We start from the raw sequence: 26643 nt of genomic DNA, 5'->3' as shown, positions 1-26643 counted from the left end.
CACTCTTTCTTAAAAAATAAAATTAAATCTCATAGAAAAGTCACGATGAAAAATAATATTTTATATACCATAACTGCATTTCTACTATGCCTAACCATAAGTTGTAATAAAAGTAAACTAGTACCAATACTGCCTGATGTTATTACAGAATTTACATTGAATGATACTGATGATCCTGCAATTTGGGTCAATCCTATTGATTCTTCAAAAAGTATTGTGTTTGGCACCGATAAAGAGACTAATGGAGCGATTTATGCCTTTGATCTGCAAGGTAAAATTATTAAAGAAAAAACAATTCGTAATATCAAACGTCCCAACAATGTCGATATTGAATATGGCTTTAATTTAAATGATTCGACTACTGTTGATATTTTGGTATTTACAGAGCGTGAAAAACAACAAATCAGGATGTTTTCGGTACCAGATATGCAACCCTTAGACTCGGGGGGATTTCAAGTCTTTGGGGATGAAGAACAATTAGAAAATAGATTACCAATGGGTATAAGTTTGTACAAATCACCCAAAGATGGAAGGATCTATGCCATCGTAGGTAGAAAAACTGGACCAAAGGATGGATATTTATATCAATATGAATTGAAAGCGGATTCAGTCTCGGTAAAGTCAAATTTTATTAGAAAATTTGGTTCTTTTAGTGGAGTTAAGGAAATTGAAGCGATAGCGGTTGATGATGAGAATGGATATATCTATTTTTCGGATGAAGGTGTGTGTGTAAAAAAGTACTATGCCGAACCTAGTCTCGGAAACAAAGAAATTTCATGCTTTGGAGGATCGTACTTTTTAGAAGATATAGAGGGTATTGCAATTGCCTCGTATAGTGATGGTCACGGATATCTTATAGTTTCAAATCAACAACAAGGAGAGTTTAATATCTTCTCAAGATCTGATAATTCTTTTATTAAAGCCGTTAACCTGAACACAAAAGAAACCGATGGCTGCGAAGTAGTTACTGTACCGCTTAACTCGACTTTTCCGAACGGTCTTTTTGTAGCGATGAATGATGAGAAGAATTTTTACTTTTATGATTTGGGTAGGATAGGTCTAAAATAGTATATATTTTTTTGATACATATACCTGTTGTTTTTAAAAGAGTTTTTATAAAATATATGGATGTTTTATAAAAACTCTTTTAAATTTCAAGTGGATTCTTATATTTGCACATCAAAAATCGGGATGTGGCGCAGTCCGGTTAGCGTACACGGCTGGGGGCCGTGTGGTCGCAGGTTCAAATCCTGTCATCCCGACAATATCTGTTGATTAGATATTAAAAACACTGTTAATTTTATTTTCAGTGTTTTTTTTGTTTTCAATTAAAACTGCTTGATTCTAGTCTCATAAGTTGAGGTAAGAGATAGCCAGAGTAGTTACAGTTTACCATCGATTATCAAATTATATGAGGGTAAAAATCTAGGGTTTATTTATTTTCTTTTTGTTTCTCTAAGTAGTGCATATAAGGTTCAAAAGCTTCTTTTTCTTCACTTTTTAATAGATTCATAACTGCATAGGATATACAGTCTACCCCAGTTGATAAAAGCCAAATTTGGGTTTTTGATAGTAGATCATTACTTCTAAGCATGCCTTTTCATTAATTGCCCAAGCTTTAGCTAACTGGCATGTTTCCAAAAATTTGATTCATTTAGTTCTCCTTTAAATGGTCTTAATATACCCAAAAACCCTTGCTCACTTTTTAGAGAAGAATAATTGTCATGCGTAAAAAATTCGCTGTTTCAAAAGTTCTTTCGCTTCCTTTTCGGTCATTTTATAATTTTAATTATATAATTTTCAAATAATTGAAGTGCTATTGTTTAATAGGTATTTTAAGAAAATCTAACTAACTTTTTATGAGAACAATCTTATAAAAAGATAGGCTGTTTTTTAAAGCAACATACATTTTGATGCTGTCTAGAGTGCTATATTTTTCGTAACTCCACTCTTCGATTGGCGGCTCTACCTTCTTGAGTTGTATTATCTCCAACGGGTCTGGATTGCCCAAAACCTTCACTTTTCAGTCTTGACTCCTCGATACCCTCGTCTACAAGCGCCATCACTACCGATTTTGCTCTATTTTTGGAAAGTTTCATGTTAGCATCTTCATCACCAACAGTATCGGTGTGTCCTTCTACACTTATTTTTAACGTAGGATTTGCATTTAACATTTTAGTAATTTCTTCGATCATTTCATACGAATCTTCCTTAATTCTTGATTTTCCAGTATCAAAATTTATATGCAATGTTGCAAAACCTTTTGAGTTTATCTCATTGAATATTTTATCCGCAGTTATTTTTTCAATGGTTTGCTCAAACTCTTGTGATTCTGCTATCCCAATTTGTGCGTTAGCTACATCAGAATAGATTTGAATACCTATTTTTTTTGTAGGAGTTTTTAAAACATACATACGAATTGGATGATTCACTACGTCCCCAACATAAAAGTTATTAAAATAGGCGTAACGATCATTAACGGTTTCACCCTTTTGATTTATTAGCTCATCGGGAATCGTACCTTCAAAAATAAGTTGCGCACCAATCGTGTTTAAGTATTCCTTGATACTCTTATCAAAATAGTATTGATTCCACTCTTTTGTAGTATCCATCATAATACCCATTTTATCTACTCGTCCCTCTATATCAAAAAATGATTTGCCATCAAACATTTCAAGTTTATGAAAGTCATACGATTCTGTACTACTAGTGTTTTTATTTACAACCATTCCTTTTGGAGGTGTGATATAAGGATATGCTCCTATATCAGTAGTAGATTCGGGAACATTATCCCAAGAAAATGCTGCTACAGGATTATCAGACTTTTTATCAATTTGTTCATTTTGACTCGAAGTAGAAGTTTTTTCTTCAAGAACTTCATTGGATTCATTTTGAGAAGTGTTCTTATCATTTTTACACGAAAAAAATGAGATCAACAAAAGCGAGATTAAATACGTTCTTTTCATTATTATTTGATTTTTTGGTTATTCTAGGTTACGTTCTATTCATAGTACTTATAGTTCTTAACTAAGATACAAATAGGTGTAAAAAGTCCTAATGGATTGATTTGTAGTTTAAAGATAAATTTTATCTTTTATTGCTGAAAAGTTTGATTACCTTTTTTTTGTTTTTTAAATAAAGCTGAAAAATTATAATAAAGCAAAACACATGCGTCACCAATTCATGAAAACATAATATTATGCAAATGTATAGTAGGGATTTTGAGAACTGTTATTTGTGTTGAATACGTAGTAGTAAAGAAAAGGCTCAATGATTCTTTCTTGAATCATTGAGCCTTGAGTACTTGTATCCCAAAGTAACAAAGAATTTATTTTTTATCTCTATCCTTTGCTAGTATGAGTTACACTTTATTATTTAACGGAAATGTAATTCCAATAGCAAATGCACCAACAAATTGTTGGACTGATGGTTGAAAGAAATAAGTAAATCCTACATCCACGTTGTTTTGTTTTCCTAATTCTAGTCCGAATGCCAGGGGGGTGTGATAGATAATTCCACTTTTATCAATAGTGTCAAAAGCTGTTATTGTTTCAAATTTACCAATTGATGTTCCTAATCCTATTTCAAAGTACGGTGCAACCCAAGGTATGGGCGCTCTAACTCTTGCTTTTCCACCAAGTAAGACGGCTTTTGATTCGGCTTTTTCATAAGTTGGATTGTTATTTATATCTGTTCTTTTTGATGTAGTCGAAATAAAACCTGTATATGGCCTCAACTCAAACCACGAAGCCACTTTTAACACGAGTTCTCCTTGTATAAATAAACCGGTACCCGCAATTTCGTTAATACTATTGTAGGGTACACTCAAGCCATATCCAAGTATAGCATTTATTGATTTTTGTTTTATGAACTGGGCTTCGACACTAGTTGAAGTTAAGATAATTAGTAAGAATAGTAGTGTTTTTTTCATAAGGTTTACAGATTACATATTAGAAAGGTAGCGCAGGTTATAAGCAGTACATTTTAGATTAATAGCGCACAAATATAACAAAACATTGTTGTTCTATTGGACAATAATTTTTGTTATATAGTGTTGTGGTTAGTTATTTTTCTAATAATTTATTTTGTGGTTACATAACGACCTAATCGATATCCATAAATTTTGAACAAATCAATTAATTTGATGGTATCCTCATGGACTATGTTAAATAGTTTTTTAAGAAATAAACAAAGAAGAGAACGCTCTAATTTCACAATTGATCCATCTAGGCATTAAAAAATAAAAAGTAGAAAGTAGGAGAAGTGTGGGTATTAAGTGATATACAAAAGATGTAAATATCGATACTGGTTTAGGCTGGATTTTTACTAACCTGTAAGTTTGTAAGTTTGACAAAACATTAAATTTTGTTATAAAAGGCACTAGGCTAGTGCTTTTTATAGGATATGTGATTGTAATTACGTTTTTTATTGTTCCGAGTCACCTATTATATAAAAGAGTGGTAAATCGAATTGTGATTTATTTTCTTCAGTTAAATAATGAAATTGTAATCCCCAGCCATTATCAAATCCTAAAACTCCATAATCCACATTGAAATACAGTGAACCCATACCATCTGTTACTGATTCGGTTTCGTATCTGTCAAAATTTAATATGTTTTGAATTAGATTTTTTTCTTCAAGGAAAAATTCTGTACTTCCAAAATGAATTTTGTTTGAACTTTTAATAAATTTAAAATCCATATTTTTAGTTGAATCTAGAAGATTTATGTACTCATATCGTATAGAACTATCTTTATTTTTTATGGTTAATCTATATTCATCCTTTCGCTTAATTGTATCCATTTCATAGACTATTAAGTGTCTTGGTACAATTTCTATTATTTGTTTTTTTGCAGGTTTATTACAGCTAAAAAGTGCGACCGAAATTACAACGTAAATGATTTTTTTCATATGTGTTACAGCGTTAAATATATAGCAAGTTGGGCAGTAAATATGCGATTTATTTCGGATTAGTCATGAGCTAATTTTTTTTCTTTCAGCTTTTCTTTTCCTTTAAAGATATTACTAAGTTCAAAATAGTAAACTTTCATTTCTCCGTTTTCGTCCTCGACTTCCATTCGATCACAAATTCCGCTATCTATACTTTGTGTTTTTAATTCAACTCCGAGCATATCTAAAATAAAATACTCTTCAGATATCTGTATAACAGGCCAACCATTTTCGCAAGATTCTCCGTCTCCATTATTTACTATTGACCTTAAAAGTCCGAATTGGATTGTTTTATATTTTTCCGCGTTTATTGAGTCTCTAACTATTTTATAAGTCTGTCTCAATACTTTATGTGCCGTCATGCTTGTATAGTCAATACTCAACATTTTTTTCGTGGTAGAAATAATACTATCGTACTTCGATTCGGACATTTGCCTAGACATTTGTTTTTTCAAATCTCTAAATTCAGAACTTTTTTCAGATGCAATTTTGAATTGATTACTTTTAATAAAATTCTCTCTAAATGTTTTATAATCAATATCAGTTTTTCCGTTCTCAAGCATTTGCACTGTTTTACTGTAATCATCGTTAAATTCAGGAATCTTAATTTCCGTTTGTCCAATTACAATCGTAGAATTAAAGAGAAGTATTACGGTTATAATCCAATGTTTAATCATAGTTCAGAAGTCTTTTTTTAGCTTGCACCTAGCGATTACTATAAGAAATGTAGGGCAGGTGATAAGCATTTTCGTTTCGGTTTATTACTTAGCTAAATATAAATATTTTGCTTTTATCTTTTTACTGTAAACGCCAAATTTTATATTTAACGGACATTGTTAATATTCACAGACCTTTTGGTTTAGCCCATATGCCCTATGTTTTTTATACCTTGTTAGCCATTGGCTTTTATCATTTAGTCGGTAAATGTTTGTCTAAAAAATCATATACAAGATTAAAATGTTTTAAAGGTGCTATGTGTCCACCGTCTATTGCTATATGTTTGTTGTAATGTTTGAATTTTTTGTTTTTTAATCTTTGAATTAATTGGTCAGACATTTCTGAAGCTGGCCATTGGTCATCGGTTTTACCTGATAATATCAATATAGCTCCGTTAATATTTTCAACTTCAATTTCAGCTTTTTTTACAGCCACTTTGTCTTCAAGCATCATTTTGTGAGCAGTAAATAAATCTCCTTTCAATGCGGGACCGATTATCTTTAAAGGTGCTTGTACATATGGAACTTCTACACCTTTATAAGTCCACGAAGAAGTATTTGCAGACCACGTAATAGCAGGGAAACTTACATTTGTGGTTGACATTGCAATAACGGCATTGAAATGGTTAAATCTACTTGCTAAATTTAAAACTAACTCGCCACCACGTGAACCTCCAATAAGTGCAATTTTCGATTCATTTATTTTGGGATTTTTAGCAATGTTCATTATTGTGTCTGAAATTGCATCTAGTGAAATCCTGTCAAGATTTTTCGGTGTTCCGTCAGCATTGAAGTATCCAATTGCCAAAATTGCATAGCCTTTTTGAATGAGGCTATCCCTCTTATTTTTCATATGGTTTCTATGCCAATCAATTCCGCCTTCTGCACCACCAAAAGCTACAATTAAAGGTTGGTTTTCAGAATCTCCTAAATATAATAGGGTTTCAACAACTCCGTGTTGTTTTGATAGATTTGGCACATATGTAAATATGTAAACTATTCCTGAAATTAAAGATAGAGTTAGGATTATTAATATTCTTTTAGTTCTTTTCTTCATTATGAGTTTTAATTTAGGTTAAAACTAGTAATTGAAATATTTAGAACTTTTGACCTAAATCAAATAATTACCTTTTAGCTCTTATTCGACTTAATGTTTCTTGAGTTATTCCTAAATATGAGGCAACCATACCTAAAGGAATACGATGATAAATTTTAGAATACGTTTTTTGAAAATGATTATATTTTTCTTTAGCAGATGTAAACCTCATAGAAGTTATACGTTCCATAAAATGACCAAAAACAGTTCCCATTGACAAACGAGCGTAACGTTCCATTTCTGGAAAATTGTCAAAAAGATATACAAGGTCGTTTACGTTGATAAAATATGCTTCGGTATTTTCAATTGCATCAATATAATAGATGTCTTTTTCTCTTTGTGTAAAGCTTTTAGGTGAATTAACCCATTCATCTATTCCTGAAAAATATTCGCTGATTTCTTTTCCATCTTTAATGAAATAGGTTCGTAGTATACCTTTGTTAATGAAATAGCTCTTTTTAGAAATGTTGTTTGCGTCTAAAACAAGTTCTCCTTTTTGGAATGCAATCGGTTTCATTCGTTCTGAAAGTTCAGATTTTAAATTTTCTGAAAGCGTAATAAACTTTTCAAAATGGGTAAATATATTTTCTGTTTTTTCGATGTTATTCAATTTGAGTACAGGTGTTTCTTTAGCTTATGGCCAACAACAATATATAGTCACCCTTGGTAACCTTTTTTTTTCGTTTACCAATCACTATAGTAAAGGTACTCGATACAATTGGTGGTTGGTTTTAATTCGTACTAAACTACTAATTTTATTTTATATAGATGTACTACCAAACGTTTGCCAAGACTACTATAAACAATAAGAGTAATTCTCATAGTCATAAAAATCAAACAGATATAGTCAACACCTCAGGCATGCGGAGTCGCATTGATTATATGAATGTTTAGTTGTGGGAAATAGTTTTTTATCCAAAATCAGGGCTAAATACTTCACTTTTCATATCAAAATTTGTAGTTAAAAAATTGATTGTCCGCTCAACGTTGTCTTTCTTTTTCAAATCAATTATTGATTTGCGTTTAGTATGCTTATCATTCAGAATGTTAATTTCAAAACTATTAAATTCTGTTGCTAAATCAGGTTTTGCAGCACTAAACCATGCAAGTTTTTGAGATTTTTTAAATTTTAACACAGCGACTTTAGGTGTTTGTGAAATATCAATTCTTTTTTTCAAAAACAACTTTTCACGAAAAAAGGAACCTCTATAAAGGTTTGAGTTAATTTTTATGAATCCCTTTTTTAAGAATGCTATTGAGATTAATAGAGAATATATAAACAGGAATATTATTAATGCTAGACAACCTTTATAATTCAGATTTGAATTCAATCCATCTCTAATTAATCCAACTATTCTAATTATAAATGGAGCTCCAATATATAGTAAAAACGTAATTTTTTGATGAGTAGTAAATCTGTCTTCTAATATTATTTTGTCCATTAAAATACTTTTCTCTTTTACCAATCACTATAGTAAAGGTACTCGATACAATTGGTGGTTGGTTTTAATTCGTACTAAACTACTAATTTTATTTTATATCAAACGTTATAATTTTAATACAACAGTTCGTAAAAGTGGTGAGGAAACAACAACCCTAAAACACTATCAGATAATTAAAAATTAAATGTTAGGAACTAGGTTGGGGCTTTTCATCGGATGCATAGTTCTCTACAGGTTTTCTGCGTTCAGATTAGTTTTCAGCGTAGGCAGAGACATATTCTTTTGCAGTTTGGGCGAATTTTGGATGGCACAATTGTTATAGTGTATAACTCGTAGCGTTGGTTATTTCATGAACCTAATTTGTAAATTTAGATTAAAATATAATTCGTTACTTTCTTTATAAATTTCTCCGAAACCGTGTCTTGATGAACTTGCTGTATCAAGTTTGGTATTATTGAGCAAATAATCTTCAAACTCATTTCTGTTGTAAATATGATAACACAAAACATCGCCATTTTCTTTTACAATTAAATATCCACCAGTAGCATCGTATTTTCCGTTCCAAACTTTTGACGGCATCATTCCGAGCGCAACATCTGTTAGAAAGCGTTTAATTTTATATTCGTAAAATTTATGTTCGTTTTCAATATCAAAATTTAAAGGGTTTTTCTGTGAAGTTTGATCGACTAAATCTGTCAAATGAGAATACTCACTTGAATAAAAGTCAAATACAATTTGAGATAAAATTTGCGGTAGCAAACTATCTATTAAGACAAGATTATTTGAAAATATTTGTCTTTCTGTTTTCATAAACTTGAACAAACCACCTTTGGATTGAATTTTAGAAATTCTATCCATTATTTTACATCGTGAGGAAATAGAATTGATTTCTTCAATTTCATTTTCTGAAAGCTTTATTCCGTTTATTTTGAAAATGAAGTTTGTGGTTTTTCCAGCGTTCAATAGAGTGGAAGGACTGCCAAGTTGAGATTTGATACTAAAACCTAAAGTTGGTTGTTGATTGGTTCTCTGGTCGTGGACAACGATTGTAATATCGGTTTTAGCAGAAGAACTTGCCTTGAGAGACATACAATTAATCGACTGCATAAACTTTTCAATTTCTGGAACAGCAAAAGTTCTTTCTCGATTTTCCTTAATTGCATTTAGAAGAAAAAGAGCTTTGGTTTTAAATTGTTCGATTGGAATTTTTAAAACTTGTTCATCGCCAGAAATTAAAATTATCTCATCCTGTATTGAATACTCAAATTCTCCATTATTTTCATAACGTAGAATTTTGATTATAGGATAAACTAATTTTTCAAGTTTTTCAATGTCTTTATCGCCAAGAAATAATTGTTTATCGCTTAATAGTTTAAATAGGGCATAGATTTCGCTCCATTCGCCTTTGTTTCCTGTAATCATTTGCAGTTAAGTTTTTCGATAATTTTTTCCGCTGTGGCTTGAATTGCGGGAACTGCAACTGAATTTCCGAACTGTTTGTAAGCTTGTGCATCTGATACTACTATTTTGAAATTGTCTGGAAAACCTTGAAGCCTAGCCCATTCTCGTGGTGTCATTTTTCTAATTCCTTCACGATTGACTTCGCCCGAAATATTTGTTACTGGCTTAAAGTTTGTTAATCGGTCATCGAGAACTAAATTTCGTTCTCTGCCCATTCCGCCACAAACTACTGCATTGGCTGTTCCGTTATTTGGGATTATTTCGTAACCAAATCCGTTTCCTTTGCTTTCGTGGCGTGCTCTGTGATTTTTTAAAGTCTGAATGTAAGTTGTAGATAAGTAATATTTTACCGAAACTTCTTCTTGCTCCAAAATATCATTCAAAACAGCAGTTTTATCTGTTGGCTCTGGGTATTTAAAATCTCTAATACCTAAATCCTTGCGGAAACCAACAATAAATATTCTCTCACGATTTTGCGGAACTCCAAACTCTTTGGCATTTAAGATTTGTGGTTCTGGCACATAATAATTTAAGTCTTCACGAAGTACATTTAAAATTGTTGCTAATGTCTTACCCTTATCGTGATTGCGTAGACCTTTTACGTTTTCAAGAAAAATTGCTTTTGGTTGTTTTTCTTTAATGATTTCTGCGACGTCAAAAAACAATGTTCCGCGGGTATCTTCAAATCCACCACGTCTGCCAGCAATTGAAAATGCTTGGCACGGAAAACCTGCACAAAGAACATCGAAATTGTTTGGAATGTAGCTTTTAGTTTTAGGTTTTGTGATGTCACCAAAAGGAACTTCGCCAAAATTTGTTTTGTAAGTTTGTTTGGAATATTTATCCCATTCACTGGTAAACACACACTTTCCTTCAAGATTTTGGAACGCCAATCTAAATCCACCAATTCCCGCAAAAAGGTCAATGAATTTAAACTTTGGTTTTAGTGGTGCTGGAAAAGGAACAGATTTATTTAGGTCAAAAATCAGATATTGAAGAGCCTCTTCTGCAACTTTGTTTGTAATTTGTTCGTTAGGATATTTTTTAACTAACCTTTCTTTTACAAAAGCAAGTGCATCTTTTTTATAGAATTGCGAAACGCCGTTTTTGTGATTGTGCAAATAGTGAGTAAAAGAAGCTGGTTTAGAGTTCTCTGGTTCGGCTATTTTTATTTCAAATAGCTGTCCGTCAATGTTTTCTATGTTAATTCTTTCTTTTATCATACCATCGCAAATTCAACTTCACAAGTTAAAAAAAAGATTTGTCTGGTTTGTTCAGTTTGTTCGTTTTTTTGTTCACATTCTTTTGTCGATAAAGTTGCTCGAGCGCAAAGACAGAAATAGCTCTTTTATTTTTCAGCATCGGATGGTGCAATTGGCAAAAATAAATGTGCTGTTTTAGCGGTGGCATTTAGCTAGCGTACATCAACACTATATACTCACCAAAGGTAACTAAATTTCACTTTTACCAATCACTATAGCAAAGGTACTCGTTAGAATTGGTGGTTGGTTGTAATGGAGACGATGCTACATACCTTAATAGTACTCATGACAGATGCAAACTGCAAATCCCTACCGCCACTGGTCATAGAATACGGGGGGTAGACTCAAAATTGTATGCCGAATTTCTCTTTTTAATGGACTTGTGCAATGGTTACTATCGTTGGCAGTAGTTATTTTACACTTTCGCCTAGTAATATTACTTTTTTTAGCCATTTTTCTCTGAAATCGGAAGTTGAATTTTTTATTGAGGCAATATAAGTTGTTTTCACAGGACTTATTCCGCAAAATTTTAATGTTCCGTTTTTAAATTGATTGATTGTCGGGCTTTTCATTATCAAAAAATCGTACCATTTTGGTGTATCTGCTGTAATAATCAATCGTGCAGATTTTCCTTTCAATAGCTTATCAGGTAATGCTTTTCCCTCAATAGGTTGATATGTAATTGACGGTAAAAATGTTCTGTCTATAAAACCTTTCATAAGAGCTGGATAACCATACCACCACATTGGAAATACCCAAACAATATGGTCTGCCTTTTTAATTTTCTCGATGGCTTTTACCAAATCAGGCTCCAATTCCATTCGTTTTCGATAACCAAATTGCAGATTTGGATTAAATTCCAATTCTGCAATATTAATTTGAGATACTATAGCATTTGTTTTATTTACTCCTTTTATGTAGGCTTCCGATAATGCGTAATTAAAGCTCTCTTTGTCAGGATGTCCGTTTATTATTAATACTTGTTTCATATTTATTCTTTGTTTTGTATAAAGAACAATACTCTGTTAGTTTTTTAAAAGGACATTTGTCTAATTCGTAATCGTTTTTCTTATTCTACTTAAATGTCTTTGAGTAATCCCTAAATATGAAGCTAAAAAATTTAAAGGAATTGATTGTAAATATTCTGGTTGATTTATTAGTAAATCTTTGTATTTTTTTTCTGCAGATTCTCTTTGCAACAAGAAGACTCTTTTTTCCATTTTGATGTATTCTTGTTCAGCAATTACTTTGAAAAATTTCAGCCAATTTGTACTCGATTTCTCTAGAATTAAAATTTCCTCTCTTGATATCGTTAGTAATTCTATATCTGTTAATGCCTGAATGTTTTCAATTGTTTTTGTTTGAGATAAGAAAGAAGAGTACGCACTTACAAAAGAGTTTGAAAAGGTAAAACAATAGGTAACTTCCTCTTCGGATGACGAATAATAGAATGACCTAAACAAGCCTGAAACCACAAACGCTACTTCTTTGGATATTCGATTTTCTTTGATGAAAAAATCTCCTTTTTTCAATCTTTTATTTCGCACTTTACTCTCAAAAAGCTCAATTTCTTTTTCGGTTAAAATATCAAATGTTTGTAGGTAGTCCCTCATTTTTTTAATTACTGTCAACGTCTCTTATATGATGTGTTTGCTTCCCGAAGGGAGCAAATGAAATATATAAACTGTCGTAGTGTATTATTTTTTTAATTTATTTTCGATGTTTTTGATAAATGTATGATTAGTATCAAAATAATCTTTAGCTATATCTAACGCTTGATTATATTTTTCAATTGCAAGAGAATTGTTTTGTTGATTCTCCTTAATTATGTCTCCTTCTAAATTTAGTAGATATGCATCATATATCGTTATATCTTTATTAAAACAATATGTTTTTGTTAAGCGTGCTTTTTTTAAAAAGTCCAAACTTTCAATATATTTTTTTTGATTTAATTTCGATTTTATAATATTTAAATAACATACAAGCTGATTTACATTCTTTTGTTTACCATAAAAATCATCAAGTTTTTTAATAGCAATTTTATATAATGAATCAGCTTTTTTATATTTTTCAAAATGCAGCAAATTGGTTGCTAAGCCATTATATGCAATTCCTAAATTAGAAGATTTACTTATGCCAAAATTCTTATGACACTCAATTGTTACTTTAAAAATAGAATCAGATAGTTTTGAGTTAAATCCGATATTAATGTTACCTAAATCATTATGAAAAACCGTATTGCTTGGATAAGTAGTTTCGTATTCTGCTAAAAAGTTTAGAACACTTACGCTAATACTGTTTTTATCATAACTGATATTTAATTCATCATTTATTTGAGCTATATTTAATTCAAGTAAATTTTTTTTAACTTCATTGAGATTTTTAAAGAAATCAAGAGCTTTTTTGTAATGTTTTTTAGATTCGACATAATTTCCTTTTATGAAATTATATTGACCTAAAAGTTCATCTATATATGCTTGTCCGTAGTTTTTGCTCTTAGTTTTTGAAATTAAACTTTGCGTGATTAGAATTTCCTGTTCAAAGTCTTTAAAATCAGAGTTTTTAAGTTTTAATTGCAGTAGTAGAATTTTTGAAACAAGTAAACTAGAAGGCTTGTTTTCTTTTTTATAACAATCACAAGTCATTTTAGCTAGCTTTAAAGCTTCTTTGATATTTTCTTTTTGATATATACTAGTTTTATATAGCAAATATTTACAGTTATTACTTGAAACTATGTTTTCGTATTCTGTTAAATATGTTTTTGCATTTTGAATACTATCGGTAGCTAGATAATTTTTAATTAACCGGATATAAGTATTCTTAAATGATTTTAGATTATTTATACTGTCTTGATTTAAGATTTGTAAAGATAATTTGTTTAAGGATATTGCATCACTGTAAAATGAACGGTCATAGAAATTTTCAGTTACATTCTCTAAAATATAATAGTAGTCAATATCAACTGTATCTTTTACTTTTAAGTAATTGTCTATTAAATATTCAAATTCAGAATCATAATTGTCATAATCTAACAGTTTATTATATGTTAATAAAAGATTATATCTGTTCCAATAGATATCACTTTCTGTAGATTTTATATATTTCGGTTTATTCTCTTTATGAGTTAAAATACTATCTGCTTTAATGTAATTCTTTAAAGCAATAGGATAATTTTTGTTGTCGTAAAAGCTACCTGCATTGGCTATATAAGCATCTGCTAAAAATTCATATGCTCCTGAAAAATCTTGATAGTATAAAGTGTCATAATTCCTCCATTCTTTGCCATATAATATTGCCTCTTTAGCGTTAGTTATAGCTTTGTCATACTTCTTACTATTCATCGAATCCTCGTATTTATCTATTCTGTCAAACATTAATAAGTTGTTATGAACACTAGAATTAGGAGTAACCATTGTTAATAAGATATTCCTATAAGTATCGAAATATATACTGGAAAAAGAAAAAAATGATGTAAAGATTGCTATAACTATAGATCTGTAAAATATATATTTAAGTTTATTAGTGAAATTACTTTTTTTATAAAACCATAAACCAATTAAAGTAAGTGAAAAGATAATATTTATTGAAATTAGAACCTTTCTAAAAATAGATACAGGTAACCATAACGTAAAAGTAAAAATACTTAAAGCTGAACCTAAGATTAGTCCTGCTAATATGTTCAGTTTATCTTTATCTTTTTGGTAATCTAAAAAATAAAACCCACCTATAACATAGCATATACTTAAAATAGATGTACTTATTAGTAAAGGTGTTGTAAATATATGTCCGAATATTAAGACTCCAAGGAAAAGTAAAAGAATAGTTCCAATTAGAATTTTTTCACTTTTTTTCATTTAAGTTTTTTCTTTTTGTAATGCACTACAACAATACTATATACTCACCAAAGGTAACTAAATTTCACTTTTACCAATCGCTATAGTAAAGGTACTCGATACGATTGGTGGTTGGTTGTAATGGAGACGATGCTTCATACCTTAATAGGACTCATGACAGATGCAAACTGCAAATCCCTACCGCCATTGGTCATAGACTAGCGGGGGGGTGTAATACGTTTTTTATTTCATCAATTTTACTTTTTCGATTGCAGAATCTTCAAAATTTCTATCATTGTAAAAACTATTATAAAATTCAATTAGGTCTTTAGAATAATTAATTTTATTATTTACAGGAATTCCAGTAATCTCATATACATTTCCATTTGGGTCACTATAGACTTCGTTAGATAGACTAAATTCCCAACCATTTGGAAGATTTTTCCATAATATCTCGGAAAAAATTCCGTTAGTAGATGAGCCAAAACGTTTGATTTCAGGATAAGCTAATGTTCCTAAAGCAAAAATTTCTGCCGCACTAGCGGTTCCATGACTTGTTAATACTATCAATTTTCCCTTATATCTATTTTCAGAAGGCTCTAGGACATATTTTTGTTCTCTGGTGTAACCATTGTATTTCTTAGCTTTAACCGAAAGAATGTGTTTTGGTTCGTTAATAAAATAGCTTAATAATTTTAAAGCTACAGTCTCATATCCACCTCCATTGAATCTTAAATCTACAATAACTGTTTTTGTTTTTGTCAATCCGTTTAAAATTATGGGCATAATATATTCCACACCTTTGAGTTCGTCGTCAAGTTGTTCTATTCCTGTCTTATTTTGTAATACTTTGTTATATTCTTTTTCAAACTTATCAGGTGATAGCTCTGTATTAGTAACATAATTTGAAAAATTATTCATATCATTTATTTGAATATATCCGATATCTGAATTCTTTACAATTCCCCATTGGATAACTCCGTTATTGTAATTTTTTGAATTACTTAAATACGAGCTAATTATGTCTGTTGTTATATCTTTCTTTGATTTTTTCTTTTGAGTATATTTTTTAGAGATACTTTTAATTACCAATGAATCGGGAACATCTAACTTTATATGTCCATCATTAAAAAGGCCTAAAATTTCATTAAATAATTTATATAATTCTCGGTCAGTTTTTATCTTATCTATTTTTGGTTGATATTGTTTTTTTATCTCAATCCAATTTATGTTTCGCTGATTAAAAAAAGCATATTGTTTTTCAAATGTGCTCCATAAAACTTTAAAATTAGTTTGAGCTGAATGATTTAATTTAGAGTCTGTATTTTTACAGTTTTCGGGAAGTCTATCAATTCGGTGAAAATTATAATCCACAATACCTCCGGGATTCAAAACTAATTTGTCTTTTTGAACGTTTACAATTCGAAATCTATCTGTTAATATACCATTTTCGATAAGGGGTAAGCAACTATTTTCTGTTGTATTGAAATATGTATATGTAGAATCGGATATTGAAATTATTCTTCCATAACCTTCTTGAATCCAAGTTCCGTTAATATTCTGAATTTCTTTTTTTGTTGAACAAGAAGTTAAAATAAATATTAAAACAACAAAATAAAATGTAAAGTTTTTATACTTTGAAAAAATCATTAGGATAGTTTTTTAATAAAGACAAATAGCTATTATTTTTGTTACAGTTCAAATGGGGAACAATCTTTAGCTATGCGTAGTACGGGAGCAGAGAGTTTCTGGTTTTCGAGCTAACACTTAGCCAAAACTTTTTATTTTGTTTTATTTTTTTTGTAAAGCCAAATCAAAAAGATTTGGCGGACTTGGTTAAAAGCTCTGAACTTTGGGTTAAGCACCAAAACCCGTATTAATTATAGCCATTGTTGTGGCGCGTTATATTTTCAATTCCTCTATTCGTTTTAGTATTTTTTCCTTGTCAAAATCAATCTTATTTTTTTCATAGAATACAATCAAATTGTAATGAAAATAATTGAAATGGTAATCCTGAATTAGTATATCCAATATTTTCAAAAACTCTTTTTTGTCTTCCGTGTTAAGTTGTTTGTATACTTTAGTCATAGACCAATTGTTCATCATACTTATGAATTCCTTGTCAAACAAATAAGCTAAAACTTTATGTTTACTTGAAGTCTCAAACAATTTGAAATCTTGATTTAATATTCTTCGTAGAACAGAATGTTCCTTAAATGAAATACGTTTGTCTTTCCATTCAATATATTTTTTAATTCTTTTATTTATATTTTCTTTATTCTTTTTATCTCCTAAAAGTTCAAATATTTCAAATGCCCAATATTGATTGAATTTTTCAGGATTATCAAAGTATTCGACTTTACCTGTATTTAAATTCAAGCCTATTTTAGATAAAAGTTTAGACGCTTCGTAAACTAAATATTGAGCATCCTCTTTTGTCTTAGTGTAGAATAATTTGTCGTCAGCGTATCTTAAATATTTTGCATTCAATTCATCACATTTTTTCTTTATCTCTTTATCAAAATCTTGAAGATAGAAATTTGCCAAAAGTCTTGAACTATCACTTATTTCATCTTGTGGTAGTCCCACAGACTTTTTTGAATATCCTTGGAATTTTTTATTCCAATTACTCAAAAAGTGAGTTAATAAGTCAATGTAAAATAGTTTACTCCTTGGTGATGCTAAATAAAGTTTTTTACCTAAAAGTTCAATGTTTACGTTGTCATAAAAATTAGCAATATCCAGTTTTACAACGAATTTGTAATCATCAGAATTATTGTTTTCAAAAGCTTTTTTTTGAAAATCAGACCAATTTTCTGTCCAAAGAAAAGGATTATAGCTATTTGAAGGAGCAGAGTCTAATAGTTCCAATTCATCCCCTTCTTCTTTTAGCCTAATTTGATTTCCTAATCTCCATCCTCCGTATGTTCCTTCTACATAATTAACTGCTATTTCATCTTCTAAAATTTTTGTACAGAAATAGAATAGGAAATAGTCTTTTGGGTGAAATGTTGGTGTTATTCTGGCTACGTAGTTAGCTTTATTTATTATTATATAATCTCTTGGTGTAGATGGATGATACTTGAATTCAGTTATTTCTTTGTAAAGTAATTCAGCAATATCATTTCTGATAATTGGACTTGAATGTGGAATTATACTTTCATTTAATTTTTTTGAAAAACTTTTCGGAAAGAAATTTTTAAAAGATTCAATATCTATCATTCAGGTAGGTTAGTTTTAATGCGCCACAACAACAATATATACTCACCTAAGGTAACTATATATCTCTTTTACCAATCACTATACTAAATGCTATAAAAAAGGGAGGTGGTTGGTTTTAATAAGTACTAAACTACTGATTTTATTTGATATAGTTTAGTGCCACCAGACTTTTATCAAGATTTGTATCGCGCGCTATGCCGCTGTTAACGTCGAGATACGAGTGATAAAATTTGGTTTTGCTATTGCTGCAAGCCGCTTTTTTAATCGATGTGATAAGGTTGATCGTACCAAAGGAGCGCGTGCTATACTTATAAATGTTATTTCCGTACCCAAAGATGACATTTCTTCAGGTAAAGAAGATATTTCCGTATCCAAAGATGACATTTCTTCAGGTAAAGATGATATTTCCGTACCCAAAGACGACATTTCTTCAGGTGAAGATGATATTTCCGTACCTAAAGATGATATTTCTTCAGGTGAAGATGATATTTCTTTAGTCAAAGACTTTATTTCGGTAGCTATAGCCTCTATTGCTATAGCTATATGTAGTATGGCGTTGTTTAATAAAGCTGTTTTTGCAAAAGATTTTGCTGTTGTGTATAGGATACTAGGTGTGGCTTACTACTTTTTAAGTAAGAACTGGCAGTAGGTATCGCTATCTTGACACATTATAGAAGTTGCAGCCTGTCTTTACTTTCTTTTTATAGAGTGCATATATATTTCTTGATAGGGTGGGTAGCTAGTATTATATCACTGTATGGTAACGTGTAAGCCAAGCGGTGGTATTAGATCGGTACTGCTGTTAAGGGCTGTTATTGGATCGTTTGCAATAGTGATTGGCTGTAGTCATGAGTAACAAATGTCATAGAATGCACACTATTTTGATCATTCTATCTATAATATTGTAAATAACACAAAATTGGTAGGTACTGTAGGATACGTGCTGTACATAATTGTAGATACCGCTATTGGATCCTAACAAGATTATCTTATGCCTACTGTGGTATAAAAGCACTACGGCTTACCTACGTATGCATCAGCCTTGATTCTATATGAGTAATCGTTAGTTTAAAGAAAGAAAAGATCCTGTGATAGCATACACCCAGATGCTTGCTGTACCAATATGATAGCATCGTAGGTGTATCTATTTATTATAGTCAAAACGGTTATTACTTAGGTAATAATACGTGATAGAGGTATCTAATATATTATATAGGTTTTGTGTAATACTTCTTTTTTAACCAAAAGGATACACGCACCAATAAAATTAGCGCTGGTACCTCGACCAGTGGCCCGATAACACCTGCAAATGCTTGCCCCGAGTTTAATCCAAAAACTGCAATAGCAACTGCAATTGCTAGTTCAAAATTATTACCAGCTGCGGTAAAGGCAACCGAGGTTGTTTTATCGTATGTAGCTCCAGTGGCTTTGGTAACAAAAAATCCTATGATAAACATAATGATAAAATAGATGAGTAAGGGCACGGCTATAATCAATACATCCAAGGGTATCTTGACAATTAATTCTCCTTTGAGTGAGAACATAATGACAATAGTAAATAACAGTGCTATTAGGGTTATCGGCGAAATGGCGGGTATAAACCTATGCGTATACCAATCGATACCTTTGTATTTGACTAGTAGCCATCTGCTTACAATACCCATGATAAAGGGGATGCCTAAGTATATTGCAACACTCTCTGCAATGGTACCAATAGAGATTGCTACTATTGCCCCATCAAACCCAAAGTAGGGAGGAAGAACGGTGATAAAAATCCAGGCATAAAAACTATAAGCAAATACTTGAAAGATACTATTAAGCGCTACCAATCCCGCACCATATTCACTACTACCATCTGCCAGATCGTTCCACACCAAAACCATTGCAATGCAGCGAGCCAAACCAATTAAAATGAGTCCAACCATATACGCTGGGTACTCTCGTAAAAAAGTAATTGCGAGTAAAAACATCAATACAGGACCAATGATCCAATTGAGGAGGAGCGATATGGAGAGAATTTTTATATTCTTAAAAACTTTGGGCAATACCGCATAATTAACTTTTGCCAAAGGGGGATACATCATTAATATCAAACCGATCGCGATAGGAATGTTAGTCGATCCACTACTAAACGAGTCTATAATGTTTGGAAACGTGGGAATACAATAGCCCAGTCCAACCCCTATAACCATAGCGACAAATATCCATAGAGTTAGATTTTTGTCGAGAAAACTTAATTTTTTTGTAGTCATGTATTTATGCCTTTAGTTGTGAGAAAACGTACCACAAGTCGGTCGCTATTTGTAAACTTCTTTCTTGATATTTATCTTGTTGATCGGGAGTATTGTCAAAAACCTTTGGATCTTCAAAAGTAATAGGGATCCGTTTTTCTGCTCCTGGCACAAAGGGACAGGCCTCGTTTGCCGAATCGCACGTCATAATAGCCGCAAACTGTGAGGTCGGGTTAAAGGTATCATCTATTTTTTTTGAAAATCCAATGATCGCAGGTTCGTTATCATCATATTTAATGCTATACACCGGATTCTCGGTATTTGCAAGCGTGTGTATCTTAAAACCAGCGTGTTGTAAGGCATCTATAACCGAAGGGAAAAGTGCTGTCACCTCTGTACCACTCGAATAGCAATAAACATGGTTGATACCAAAATAGCTAGCCATGGTTTGAGCCCAGATCTGTGATAAATGACTTCGGCGAGAATTATGTGTGCAAATAAAATTGATCCTGATTTGTTGATGTGTCTCAATTTTATGCTGAATGAATGCTACTAAGGGTTGTAAAACAGCTGCACGCTCCTTGGTAATAGTTTCAGGATTTAAGTGTTCTATGGTTTGTTTTATAGGTGTATACATCTGTTCAAATTCCAATAATTTTACTTCTTCTTTCCATTATAATATTGTCACGCCAAACTCCTTTGAGTTTACCCACTTTTTCACGATACCCGATTTCTCGGAAACCGCATTTTTTATGTAAGCTAATACTTGCTGTATTTTCACGCATAATACCGCATTGTAAGGTCCAAATCCCTTCAGATTCACTAATATCAATTAGTTTATGTAAAAGTTTTGTGCCTACTCCTTTACCTTGAGCCAAAGCAGAAACATATACACTCACCTCGGCAACTCCATTATAAACACACCTATTAGATACTGCAGATAGAGAAGCCCAACCTACTATATTTTTATGTTCTACTAGTGCGATCCGTCCAAAGGGCAAGTGTTTTTTATCCCATTCTTTATAGGAGGGTATTGTAGTCTCAAAGGTTGCATTGCCAGTTTTGATGCCAGCTCTATAAATATCGGCAACCGCTTCAAAGTTATTTTTGGTTATTATGGTGTAATTCATTGTAATGACAATTAACAGCAATTACCATCGGGAGAACAACAGGGTTCATTTTGTAAGCTTGCCAAGGACACTTTTTTCTTTTCTACAGGTACTCCACAGGCATCTTTTGCTAAGCAGTCTGTTTGTTTAGACGTTAGTAAGAAATTTTTTCCGTCAAACTCAAGACCAAATTTGCCAATAGTTTCAGCTTGATACTCTACTTCGACCTCAAGATCAGGGATGTTAAGAACTTTTTGCGAAAGTTCAATAATGTGCAAGAGTTTTTCGGGATGTAGTCTATGATCATAATCGTTGGCATTCCATAGTTGAAAGTTAACCACCTCTTCATTTCTTTCAGTGCCACCACAATCAATAAAATGCTTAGTAATTTTACCAACCTCGGTAACATGAAAATGATTAGGTACCAATGTTCCGTTAGGTAATTGAAACGCTATAGTCTCTAATTCTTGCAATACCGCTTTTATCTGTGATAATTTCATAATTAATATTTGTTTATTGCGATTATACGATTAATGTATTCAAAAATTTTTTTTAACAACAATCCTGCATACCGTTACTATCCTGATCTAAGAATTGTGACATCACTGTTTTCATTGCCGTCCAATTGTCCTTGTCAATACAGTAACAAACACTCGTTCCCTCGACATTGCCTTTGATTAATCCCAAAAGTTTAAGTTCTTTTAAATGTTGAGAAATGGTAGGTTGCGCCAATCCAATCTCGTTGACTAGATCCCCGCAAACGCAAGAGTTTATTTTAAATAAATGTTGTAAGATTGCTACTCTGGCTGGGTGTCCAAATGCTTTTGCAAACACAGAAATTTCATTTTGCTGGTCGGTAAACATTTCGGTTTTGGCTAATCCCATTGTATGATATGATTTGTTCATTGCAATATTACGATTAATATCATAATACTCAAATTTTTTTGTCATTTATATGAGTAAATTTTTTGACAAGACACGTATGTTGATGCCAATCCTCGACTTTTTACCTATGGGATGCTGTTCAATTTTTTTGCTAGAGGAAGTTATTTTTATAAAATTCTGTTGTTCTACTGAATATTTACTAGTTACCCTATGATCCATGAGATTTGGTTATACCATTATAGCAACTGCTATACGCGCATGGTTATAAGTACTTTGGTGCGTACCGCGCTAACAATTAGCATCGCTTTAAGTTATTTTTGAGTGTTTAAAATACGATAACCGTTTTACCAATAGCCTTACCAGATTCTTGCAACGCATGTGCTGCTTTAAGATTTTGAACTGTAAACCCCTGATAGGTTTTGGTAAGAGTAGTTTGCAACGTACCTTTTTCTAATAGTCCAGCCAGCGTATTTAATATTTCATGTTGACGTTCGATATCATTGGTAGTAAACATGGATCGCGTATACATAAATTCAAAAGAAAAAGTAATACTTTTATTTTTGAGTAGTGAAAGATTAATTGGCGCATCACTGCCTGTGATAGATACGATATGGCCTTGTGGTTTACTACACTCAATTATCGTATCCCAATACGAGTTTATATTTACAAAATCTAGCACATAATCTACCTCTTTGTGACCAATCGCAGCTAGTTCCTCTTTTAAGTTATAATGGTTTACGACAAAATCTGCTCCCATCTTTGTGCACCATGACTTAGATTCTTTGCGAGATGCAGTAGCTATCACGGTGAGTCCTGCAACTTTTTTGGCGAGTTGTATAGCAATGGATCCAACGCCACCAGCTCCTGCTAGAATTAATACAGACTTGGTACTATGGGTTGTTGGGTGTATTTTGATACGATCAAATAGAGACTCCCATGCGGTGAGCCCCGTTAAAGGTATTGCAGCGGCTTCTGCCATTGAAAGATTTTTGGGTTTTCTACCAACAATACGTTCGTCTACCAATTGATACTCGGCATTACTCCCATCACGGGTAAGATCACCGGCATAGAATACTTGGTCGCCAACAGTAAACTTAGATGTTTTATCACCCACAGCCTCAACAGTTCCCACCGCATCCCAACCAATTATTTTTGGAGTAGAGAGTTGTGTATCTTTGGCCGCATTTTGCCGTACTTTAAAATCTACTGGATTTACAGAGATAGCTGCTATTTTAATTAAGAGGTCATAACCTGTAGGAATTGGTTTTTCGGTTTCAAAGGCGATAAAACTTTCTTCTTCGGTGATGGGGAGCGAGGTTTTAAATCCTATAGCTTTCATTGGTGTGTGTTTTAATTTAAAATGTGTACATGCTACTATTCGATATATCGATGCCCATCAAGGTAATGCAAATTTTAAATATCCTAAGTAACGGCTATCATAAATTTAAGTCAAAATACCTGCTAGTATCAAATGGTAGTACAGCATACAATACGTATAGTTTACAAAAAATTAAAATAGACCTTTCCTTAACGTATTGGATTACGTAGTAGTACTACAATTACAATAAGGGTACTTATACTTTTATTGCGACTGTGTAGTTATTTTTTGCTGTATCTCTGTGCGCTCACCTGTATTAAGGGCATACTCATATGCCTCGCTTGTTGTAACAAACAAATGATCGCGACCAATGACATCGGCGAGTCCGTTTTTAAAAATGATATCTCGAGTAGGGCCAATGGCACCTGCAATGAGTACTGTAATATGCTTTTGTTTTAAATCGTCAATAAGATGAAATAATAAATTGGTAGCGCTGCTGTCAATATAATTAATAGCTTCGGCATTAAGTATGATATATGCTAATGCACTACCTTTTGCTATACTATGTTTTTGCAGTTCACTTTTAAAATAATCTTTGTTACCAAAATATAGTTGAGCGTCAAATCGCAAGACTAAAATTTCTTTATGTATTTGTGCGGTACTACCAAAACGTTCTATATTTTTAAAATATTCGGTTCCTTTAATTCTACCAAGGATAGCAATATGTGGGTGTGAGGTACGATATACTAATAATAAAAGCGAAAATAATACACCCAATAAAATCCCTTCTTTAATACCGACAAAAAGAGTGATTGCAAAAGTACCTAGCAATAAAAAGAACTCATCTTTGGCATTTTTATATAATTTAATTGGGTATTTTAAATCAATTAGTCCAAAGACTGCAACCATGATAATAGCAGCAAGCACAGTGTTAGGCAAATAAAAAAATAATGGTGTAAGAAAAAGTAAAGTTAGTGCTACGATCAATGCGCTTATAAGAGGTGCGATACCCGTTTTGGCACCCGCCTGATCATTGACCGCAGTTCTTGAGAACCCACCTGTCGTTGGATAGGATTGAAAAAAGGAGCCAATAATATTAGCGGTTCCCAATGCAATTAATTCTTGATTAGCATCCACTTCATACTCGGCATGTCGTTCTTCGACCGCTTTGGCAACAGATATAGCTTCCATAAAAGCTATTAACGCTAAAGTAAGTGCGATGGGAACTAATTCTGAGACACGAGAATACGCTATGGTAGGCATCTCAAATGAAGGTAAACCTTTGGGGATCTCTCCCACAATAGCAATACCAAGATCCTGTAGACCACCCAAATATACTGCGACTATAGAGATCACTACAACAAGTAAGGCTGCAGGAATGTTTTTATGAATTTTTTTTAACCCTTTTATCAGAAAGATTGAAATAATACCAATACCAAGCGTATAAAGATGGGTTTGATCAATAGTAGCTATTGCATTGCGCACCACATGATGAATTTGATTACTGCGTTCTATCGGTGTACCTAATAGGTGTTTAAGTTGACTTAATCCAATGATAATGGCTGCAGCCGAAGTAAAGCCACTTATAACAGGTTTTGATAAGAAGTTAACCAAAAATCCCATTCTAAATAATCCCAAGGCTAGTTGAATAGAACCCATAAATAAAGCCAAGAATATGGCCATGGTGATATACTCGTCTACTCCAGAAATAGCCAAAGCACCCAAGCCTGAAGCTACCAATAGCGAATCCATCGCTACGGGTCCAACAGCGAGCTGTCGAGAAGTACCCAACAGAGCATAAATTATCTGCGGTATGAGAGAGGCATACAAGCCAAAAACAGGGGGCAGACCTGCGATCATAGCATAAGCCATCCCTTGTGGTATCAACATGATGCCCACAGTAATACCCGCGGCTATATCTCCAGAGAGATAGTTTTTTTTATACTTGGGTAGCCATTGTAATATAGGAAGATATTTTTGTAACATAGCGTATCTATATGAGTAGAGCAAAAGTATATTATCCTAAATTACCGCACAGTAACAAGAGTTACATAGCTATGCTAAATCAAGAATAGTAATGTGATTGCGATGCAATTCGATTTTACCAAGTCGTTCAAGTTTTTTAAGTAATCTAGAAATTACAACACGTGAGCTATGGAGTTCATAGGCAATTTCTTGATGTGTCTGATATAGTATGTTTTCTTTGTTTATTCTGGATTTTTCTTTTAAATAGTTAACCAAACGTTCATCCATACGATCAAAAGCAATAGTATCGATTGTAAGCAGCATTTCGTTAAAACGATTGTGGTAACTTTGAAAAACAAAATTGCGCCAACTTTTATATTTGGTTGTCCATTCTTCCATTTTGCGTATTGGTACCATGATTAGTTTGGTATCCCGCTCGGCAATGGCACGTATTTCACTTTTTGTAGCGCCCATACAACAGGTCATGGTCATAGAGCAAGTGTCTCCTTTTTCTAAGTAATAGAGCAGTAACTCATCTCCATCCTTATCATCTCGCAAAATTTTAATTGCGCCAGATATTAATAGAGGCATCCCCTTTATGTATTCTCCTATCTCCATTAGCTTAAAACCAGCGGGTATTTCTTTAAAGGTACCTACTTGTGCGATCTCTTGTAATAAAGCATCTTCAAACAGGTGACCGTAACTTTTGTTTAATTCTTCAATCATGATTTTGGTTGTTTAATTTTTGCAGCCAATTCTTTATCATATTTAAAAAAAAGATTTGCCCAAATAGCTTTAGAAATAGCGCCTATATAGGGCATAAATACCACCAGGGTTATGAGTATACTATAAAAAATGGTAAGAGGCTGTAAATCTGAGTCTAAAAGATAAAGAATTACAAAAACAGTAACAGCTATGGCTATACCTACACCATAGGATACATACATAGAACCGTAATAAAAACTTGGTTCGATACTATACTTGAGTTTACAATGATCACACTCTTCTTTAACTTTATTAAAATCAGAAAACTTGTAGGGGTGAGATTTTAAAAAGTCTCCTTGATGACAACGTGGACATTTTAAGAAGAGGATACTATATAATTTTGACCCTTTACCAAACATACCTAAAATTTTAGTTAAAGGTACAAAAG

At 32.2% G+C, this 26643-nt stretch carries 26 protein-coding genes and 1 tRNA gene; 3 read left to right on the top strand and 24 right to left on the bottom strand.

Annotation, left to right across the window (positions count from 1 at the left end):
- The first annotated feature begins 45 nt into the window (after window positions 1–45).
- A complete protein-coding gene (locus ACE939_RS08930; protein ID WP_378185001.1) occupies window positions 46–1068 on the top strand; it encodes a phytase in 1023 nt (340 codons plus the stop codon).
- Between the two features lie 119 nt (window positions 1069–1187).
- Window positions 1188–1262: transfer RNA gene (locus tag ACE939_RS08925), tRNA-Pro, on the top strand.
- 170 nt (window positions 1263–1432) lie between these two features.
- On the opposite strand, the gene ACE939_RS08920 is transcribed toward ACE939_RS08925, so the two are convergent.
- The 15 genes from ACE939_RS08920 to ACE939_RS08850 form a co-directional block, all read right to left on the bottom strand.
- Window positions 1433–1594: a hypothetical protein gene (locus tag ACE939_RS08920; RefSeq protein ID WP_378184999.1), complete on the bottom strand. Its 162-nt coding sequence runs from the start codon at window positions 1592–1594 to the stop codon at window positions 1433–1435.
- Window positions 1595–1928: 334 nt separating this feature from the next.
- Window positions 1929–2966 carry an OmpA family protein gene (locus tag ACE939_RS08915; RefSeq protein ID WP_378184997.1) on the bottom strand — a complete coding sequence of 346 codons (1038 nt, stop codon included), beginning with the start codon at window positions 2964–2966 and terminating at the stop codon, window positions 1929–1931.
- Between the two features lie 395 nt (window positions 2967–3361).
- Window positions 3362–3931 (bottom strand): hypothetical protein, encoded by a 570-nt coding sequence (locus ACE939_RS08910; protein WP_378184995.1) that lies wholly within the window; start codon window positions 3929–3931, stop codon window positions 3362–3364.
- A gap of 494 nt (window positions 3932–4425) precedes the next feature.
- Window positions 4426–4911 (bottom strand): hypothetical protein, encoded by a 486-nt coding sequence (locus ACE939_RS08905; protein ID WP_378184993.1) that lies wholly within the window; start codon window positions 4909–4911, stop codon window positions 4426–4428.
- A 59-nt stretch (window positions 4912–4970) separates the two neighbouring features.
- Window positions 4971–5627, bottom strand: a complete 657-nt coding sequence (locus tag ACE939_RS08900; protein ID WP_378184991.1) for a DUF4919 domain-containing protein — start codon at window positions 5625–5627, stop codon at window positions 4971–4973.
- A gap of 232 nt (window positions 5628–5859) precedes the next feature.
- The gene (locus ACE939_RS08895) at window positions 5860–6723 is read right to left on the bottom strand and encodes an alpha/beta hydrolase family protein (protein WP_378184989.1); all 864 of its coding nucleotides are present in this window, start codon (window positions 6721–6723) and stop codon (window positions 5860–5862) included.
- 67 nt (window positions 6724–6790) lie between these two features.
- Window positions 6791–7372, bottom strand: coding sequence for a Crp/Fnr family transcriptional regulator (locus ACE939_RS08890; protein WP_378184988.1), 582 nt, complete (start codon window positions 7370–7372; stop codon window positions 6791–6793).
- 301 nt (window positions 7373–7673) lie between these two features.
- A complete protein-coding gene (locus ACE939_RS08885; RefSeq protein ID WP_378184986.1) occupies window positions 7674–8204 on the bottom strand; it encodes a hypothetical protein in 531 nt (176 codons plus the stop codon).
- Window positions 8205–8546: 342 nt separating this feature from the next.
- A complete protein-coding gene (locus ACE939_RS08880; RefSeq protein ID WP_378184984.1) occupies window positions 8547–9626 on the bottom strand; it encodes an HpaII family restriction endonuclease in 1080 nt (359 codons plus the stop codon).
- Window positions 9623–10888: a DNA cytosine methyltransferase gene (locus ACE939_RS08875; protein WP_378184982.1), complete on the bottom strand. Its 1266-nt coding sequence runs from the start codon at window positions 10886–10888 to the stop codon at window positions 9623–9625. Before ACE939_RS08875 ends, ACE939_RS08880 begins: the two co-directional genes overlap by 4 nt.
- Window positions 10889–11337: 449 nt before the next feature.
- Window positions 11338–11916, bottom strand: coding sequence for an NAD(P)H-dependent oxidoreductase (locus tag ACE939_RS08870; protein WP_378184980.1), 579 nt, complete (start codon window positions 11914–11916; stop codon window positions 11338–11340).
- A gap of 60 nt (window positions 11917–11976) precedes the next feature.
- On the bottom strand, window positions 11977–12540 hold the full coding sequence (locus ACE939_RS08865; protein WP_378184978.1) for a Crp/Fnr family transcriptional regulator: 564 nt from the start codon (window positions 12538–12540) through the stop codon (window positions 11977–11979).
- 84 nt (window positions 12541–12624) lie between these two features.
- Window positions 12625–14781, bottom strand: coding sequence for a hypothetical protein (locus ACE939_RS08860; RefSeq protein ID WP_378184976.1), 2157 nt, complete (start codon window positions 14779–14781; stop codon window positions 12625–12627).
- 222 nt (window positions 14782–15003) lie between these two features.
- Window positions 15004–16410, bottom strand: coding sequence for a S41 family peptidase (locus ACE939_RS08855; RefSeq protein ID WP_378184974.1), 1407 nt, complete (start codon window positions 16408–16410; stop codon window positions 15004–15006).
- 252 nt (window positions 16411–16662) lie between these two features.
- Window positions 16663–17982, bottom strand: a complete 1320-nt coding sequence (locus ACE939_RS08850) for an RNA-directed DNA polymerase (RefSeq protein ID WP_378184972.1) — start codon at window positions 17980–17982, stop codon at window positions 16663–16665.
- A 220-nt stretch (window positions 17983–18202) separates the two neighbouring features.
- On the opposite strand from ACE939_RS08850, the gene ACE939_RS08845 reads away from it, so the two are divergent.
- Window positions 18203–18631, top strand: a complete 429-nt coding sequence (locus ACE939_RS08845) for a hypothetical protein (RefSeq protein WP_378184970.1) — start codon at window positions 18203–18205, stop codon at window positions 18629–18631.
- A 559-nt stretch (window positions 18632–19190) separates the two neighbouring features.
- Here ACE939_RS08845 and arsB read toward each other — a convergent pair.
- The 9 genes from arsB to ACE939_RS08800 form a co-directional block, all read right to left on the bottom strand.
- Window positions 19191–20234: an ACR3 family arsenite efflux transporter gene (arsB, locus tag ACE939_RS08840; protein ID WP_378184968.1), complete on the bottom strand. Its 1044-nt coding sequence runs from the start codon at window positions 20232–20234 to the stop codon at window positions 19191–19193.
- A gap of 4 nt (window positions 20235–20238) precedes the next feature.
- Window positions 20239–20850: a low molecular weight phosphatase family protein gene (locus ACE939_RS08835; RefSeq protein ID WP_378188432.1), complete on the bottom strand. Its 612-nt coding sequence runs from the start codon at window positions 20848–20850 to the stop codon at window positions 20239–20241.
- A gap of 4 nt (window positions 20851–20854) precedes the next feature.
- Complete coding sequence (locus ACE939_RS08830) at window positions 20855–21343, bottom strand: GNAT family N-acetyltransferase (RefSeq protein ID WP_378184966.1); 489 nt, start codon at window positions 21341–21343, stop codon at window positions 20855–20857.
- An 11-nt stretch (window positions 21344–21354) separates the two neighbouring features.
- Window positions 21355–21822: a DUF6428 family protein gene (locus ACE939_RS08825; protein WP_378184964.1), complete on the bottom strand. Its 468-nt coding sequence runs from the start codon at window positions 21820–21822 to the stop codon at window positions 21355–21357.
- A 52-nt stretch (window positions 21823–21874) separates the two neighbouring features.
- Entirely contained in the window at window positions 21875–22207 is a 333-nt protein-coding gene (locus ACE939_RS08820) for an ArsR/SmtB family transcription factor (RefSeq protein WP_378188431.1), read from the bottom strand.
- 325 nt (window positions 22208–22532) lie between these two features.
- The gene (locus ACE939_RS08815) at window positions 22533–23546 is read right to left on the bottom strand and encodes a zinc-binding alcohol dehydrogenase family protein (protein ID WP_378184961.1); all 1014 of its coding nucleotides are present in this window, start codon (window positions 23544–23546) and stop codon (window positions 22533–22535) included.
- A 243-nt stretch (window positions 23547–23789) separates the two neighbouring features.
- Window positions 23790–25511: a SulP family inorganic anion transporter gene (locus ACE939_RS08810; RefSeq protein WP_378184959.1), complete on the bottom strand. Its 1722-nt coding sequence runs from the start codon at window positions 25509–25511 to the stop codon at window positions 23790–23792.
- Window positions 25512–25580: 69 nt separating this feature from the next.
- Window positions 25581–26216 (bottom strand): Crp/Fnr family transcriptional regulator, encoded by a 636-nt coding sequence (locus ACE939_RS08805; protein ID WP_378184957.1) that lies wholly within the window; start codon window positions 26214–26216, stop codon window positions 25581–25583.
- Window positions 26213–26614 carry a DUF983 domain-containing protein gene (locus ACE939_RS08800; RefSeq protein WP_378184955.1) on the bottom strand — a complete coding sequence of 134 codons (402 nt, stop codon included), beginning with the start codon at window positions 26612–26614 and terminating at the stop codon, window positions 26213–26215. The genes ACE939_RS08805 and ACE939_RS08800 overlap by 4 nt, the downstream gene beginning before the upstream one ends.
- Between the last annotated feature and the right edge of the window lie 29 nt (window positions 26615–26643).

This window comes from Aquimarina rhodophyticola (genome assembly GCF_042434915.1).
Taxonomy (GTDB): Bacteria; Bacteroidota; Bacteroidia; order Flavobacteriales; family Flavobacteriaceae; genus Aquimarina.
The sequence above is the reverse complement of the archived record's forward strand: the minus strand, read 5'-3'. Positions and strand labels throughout refer to the sequence as shown.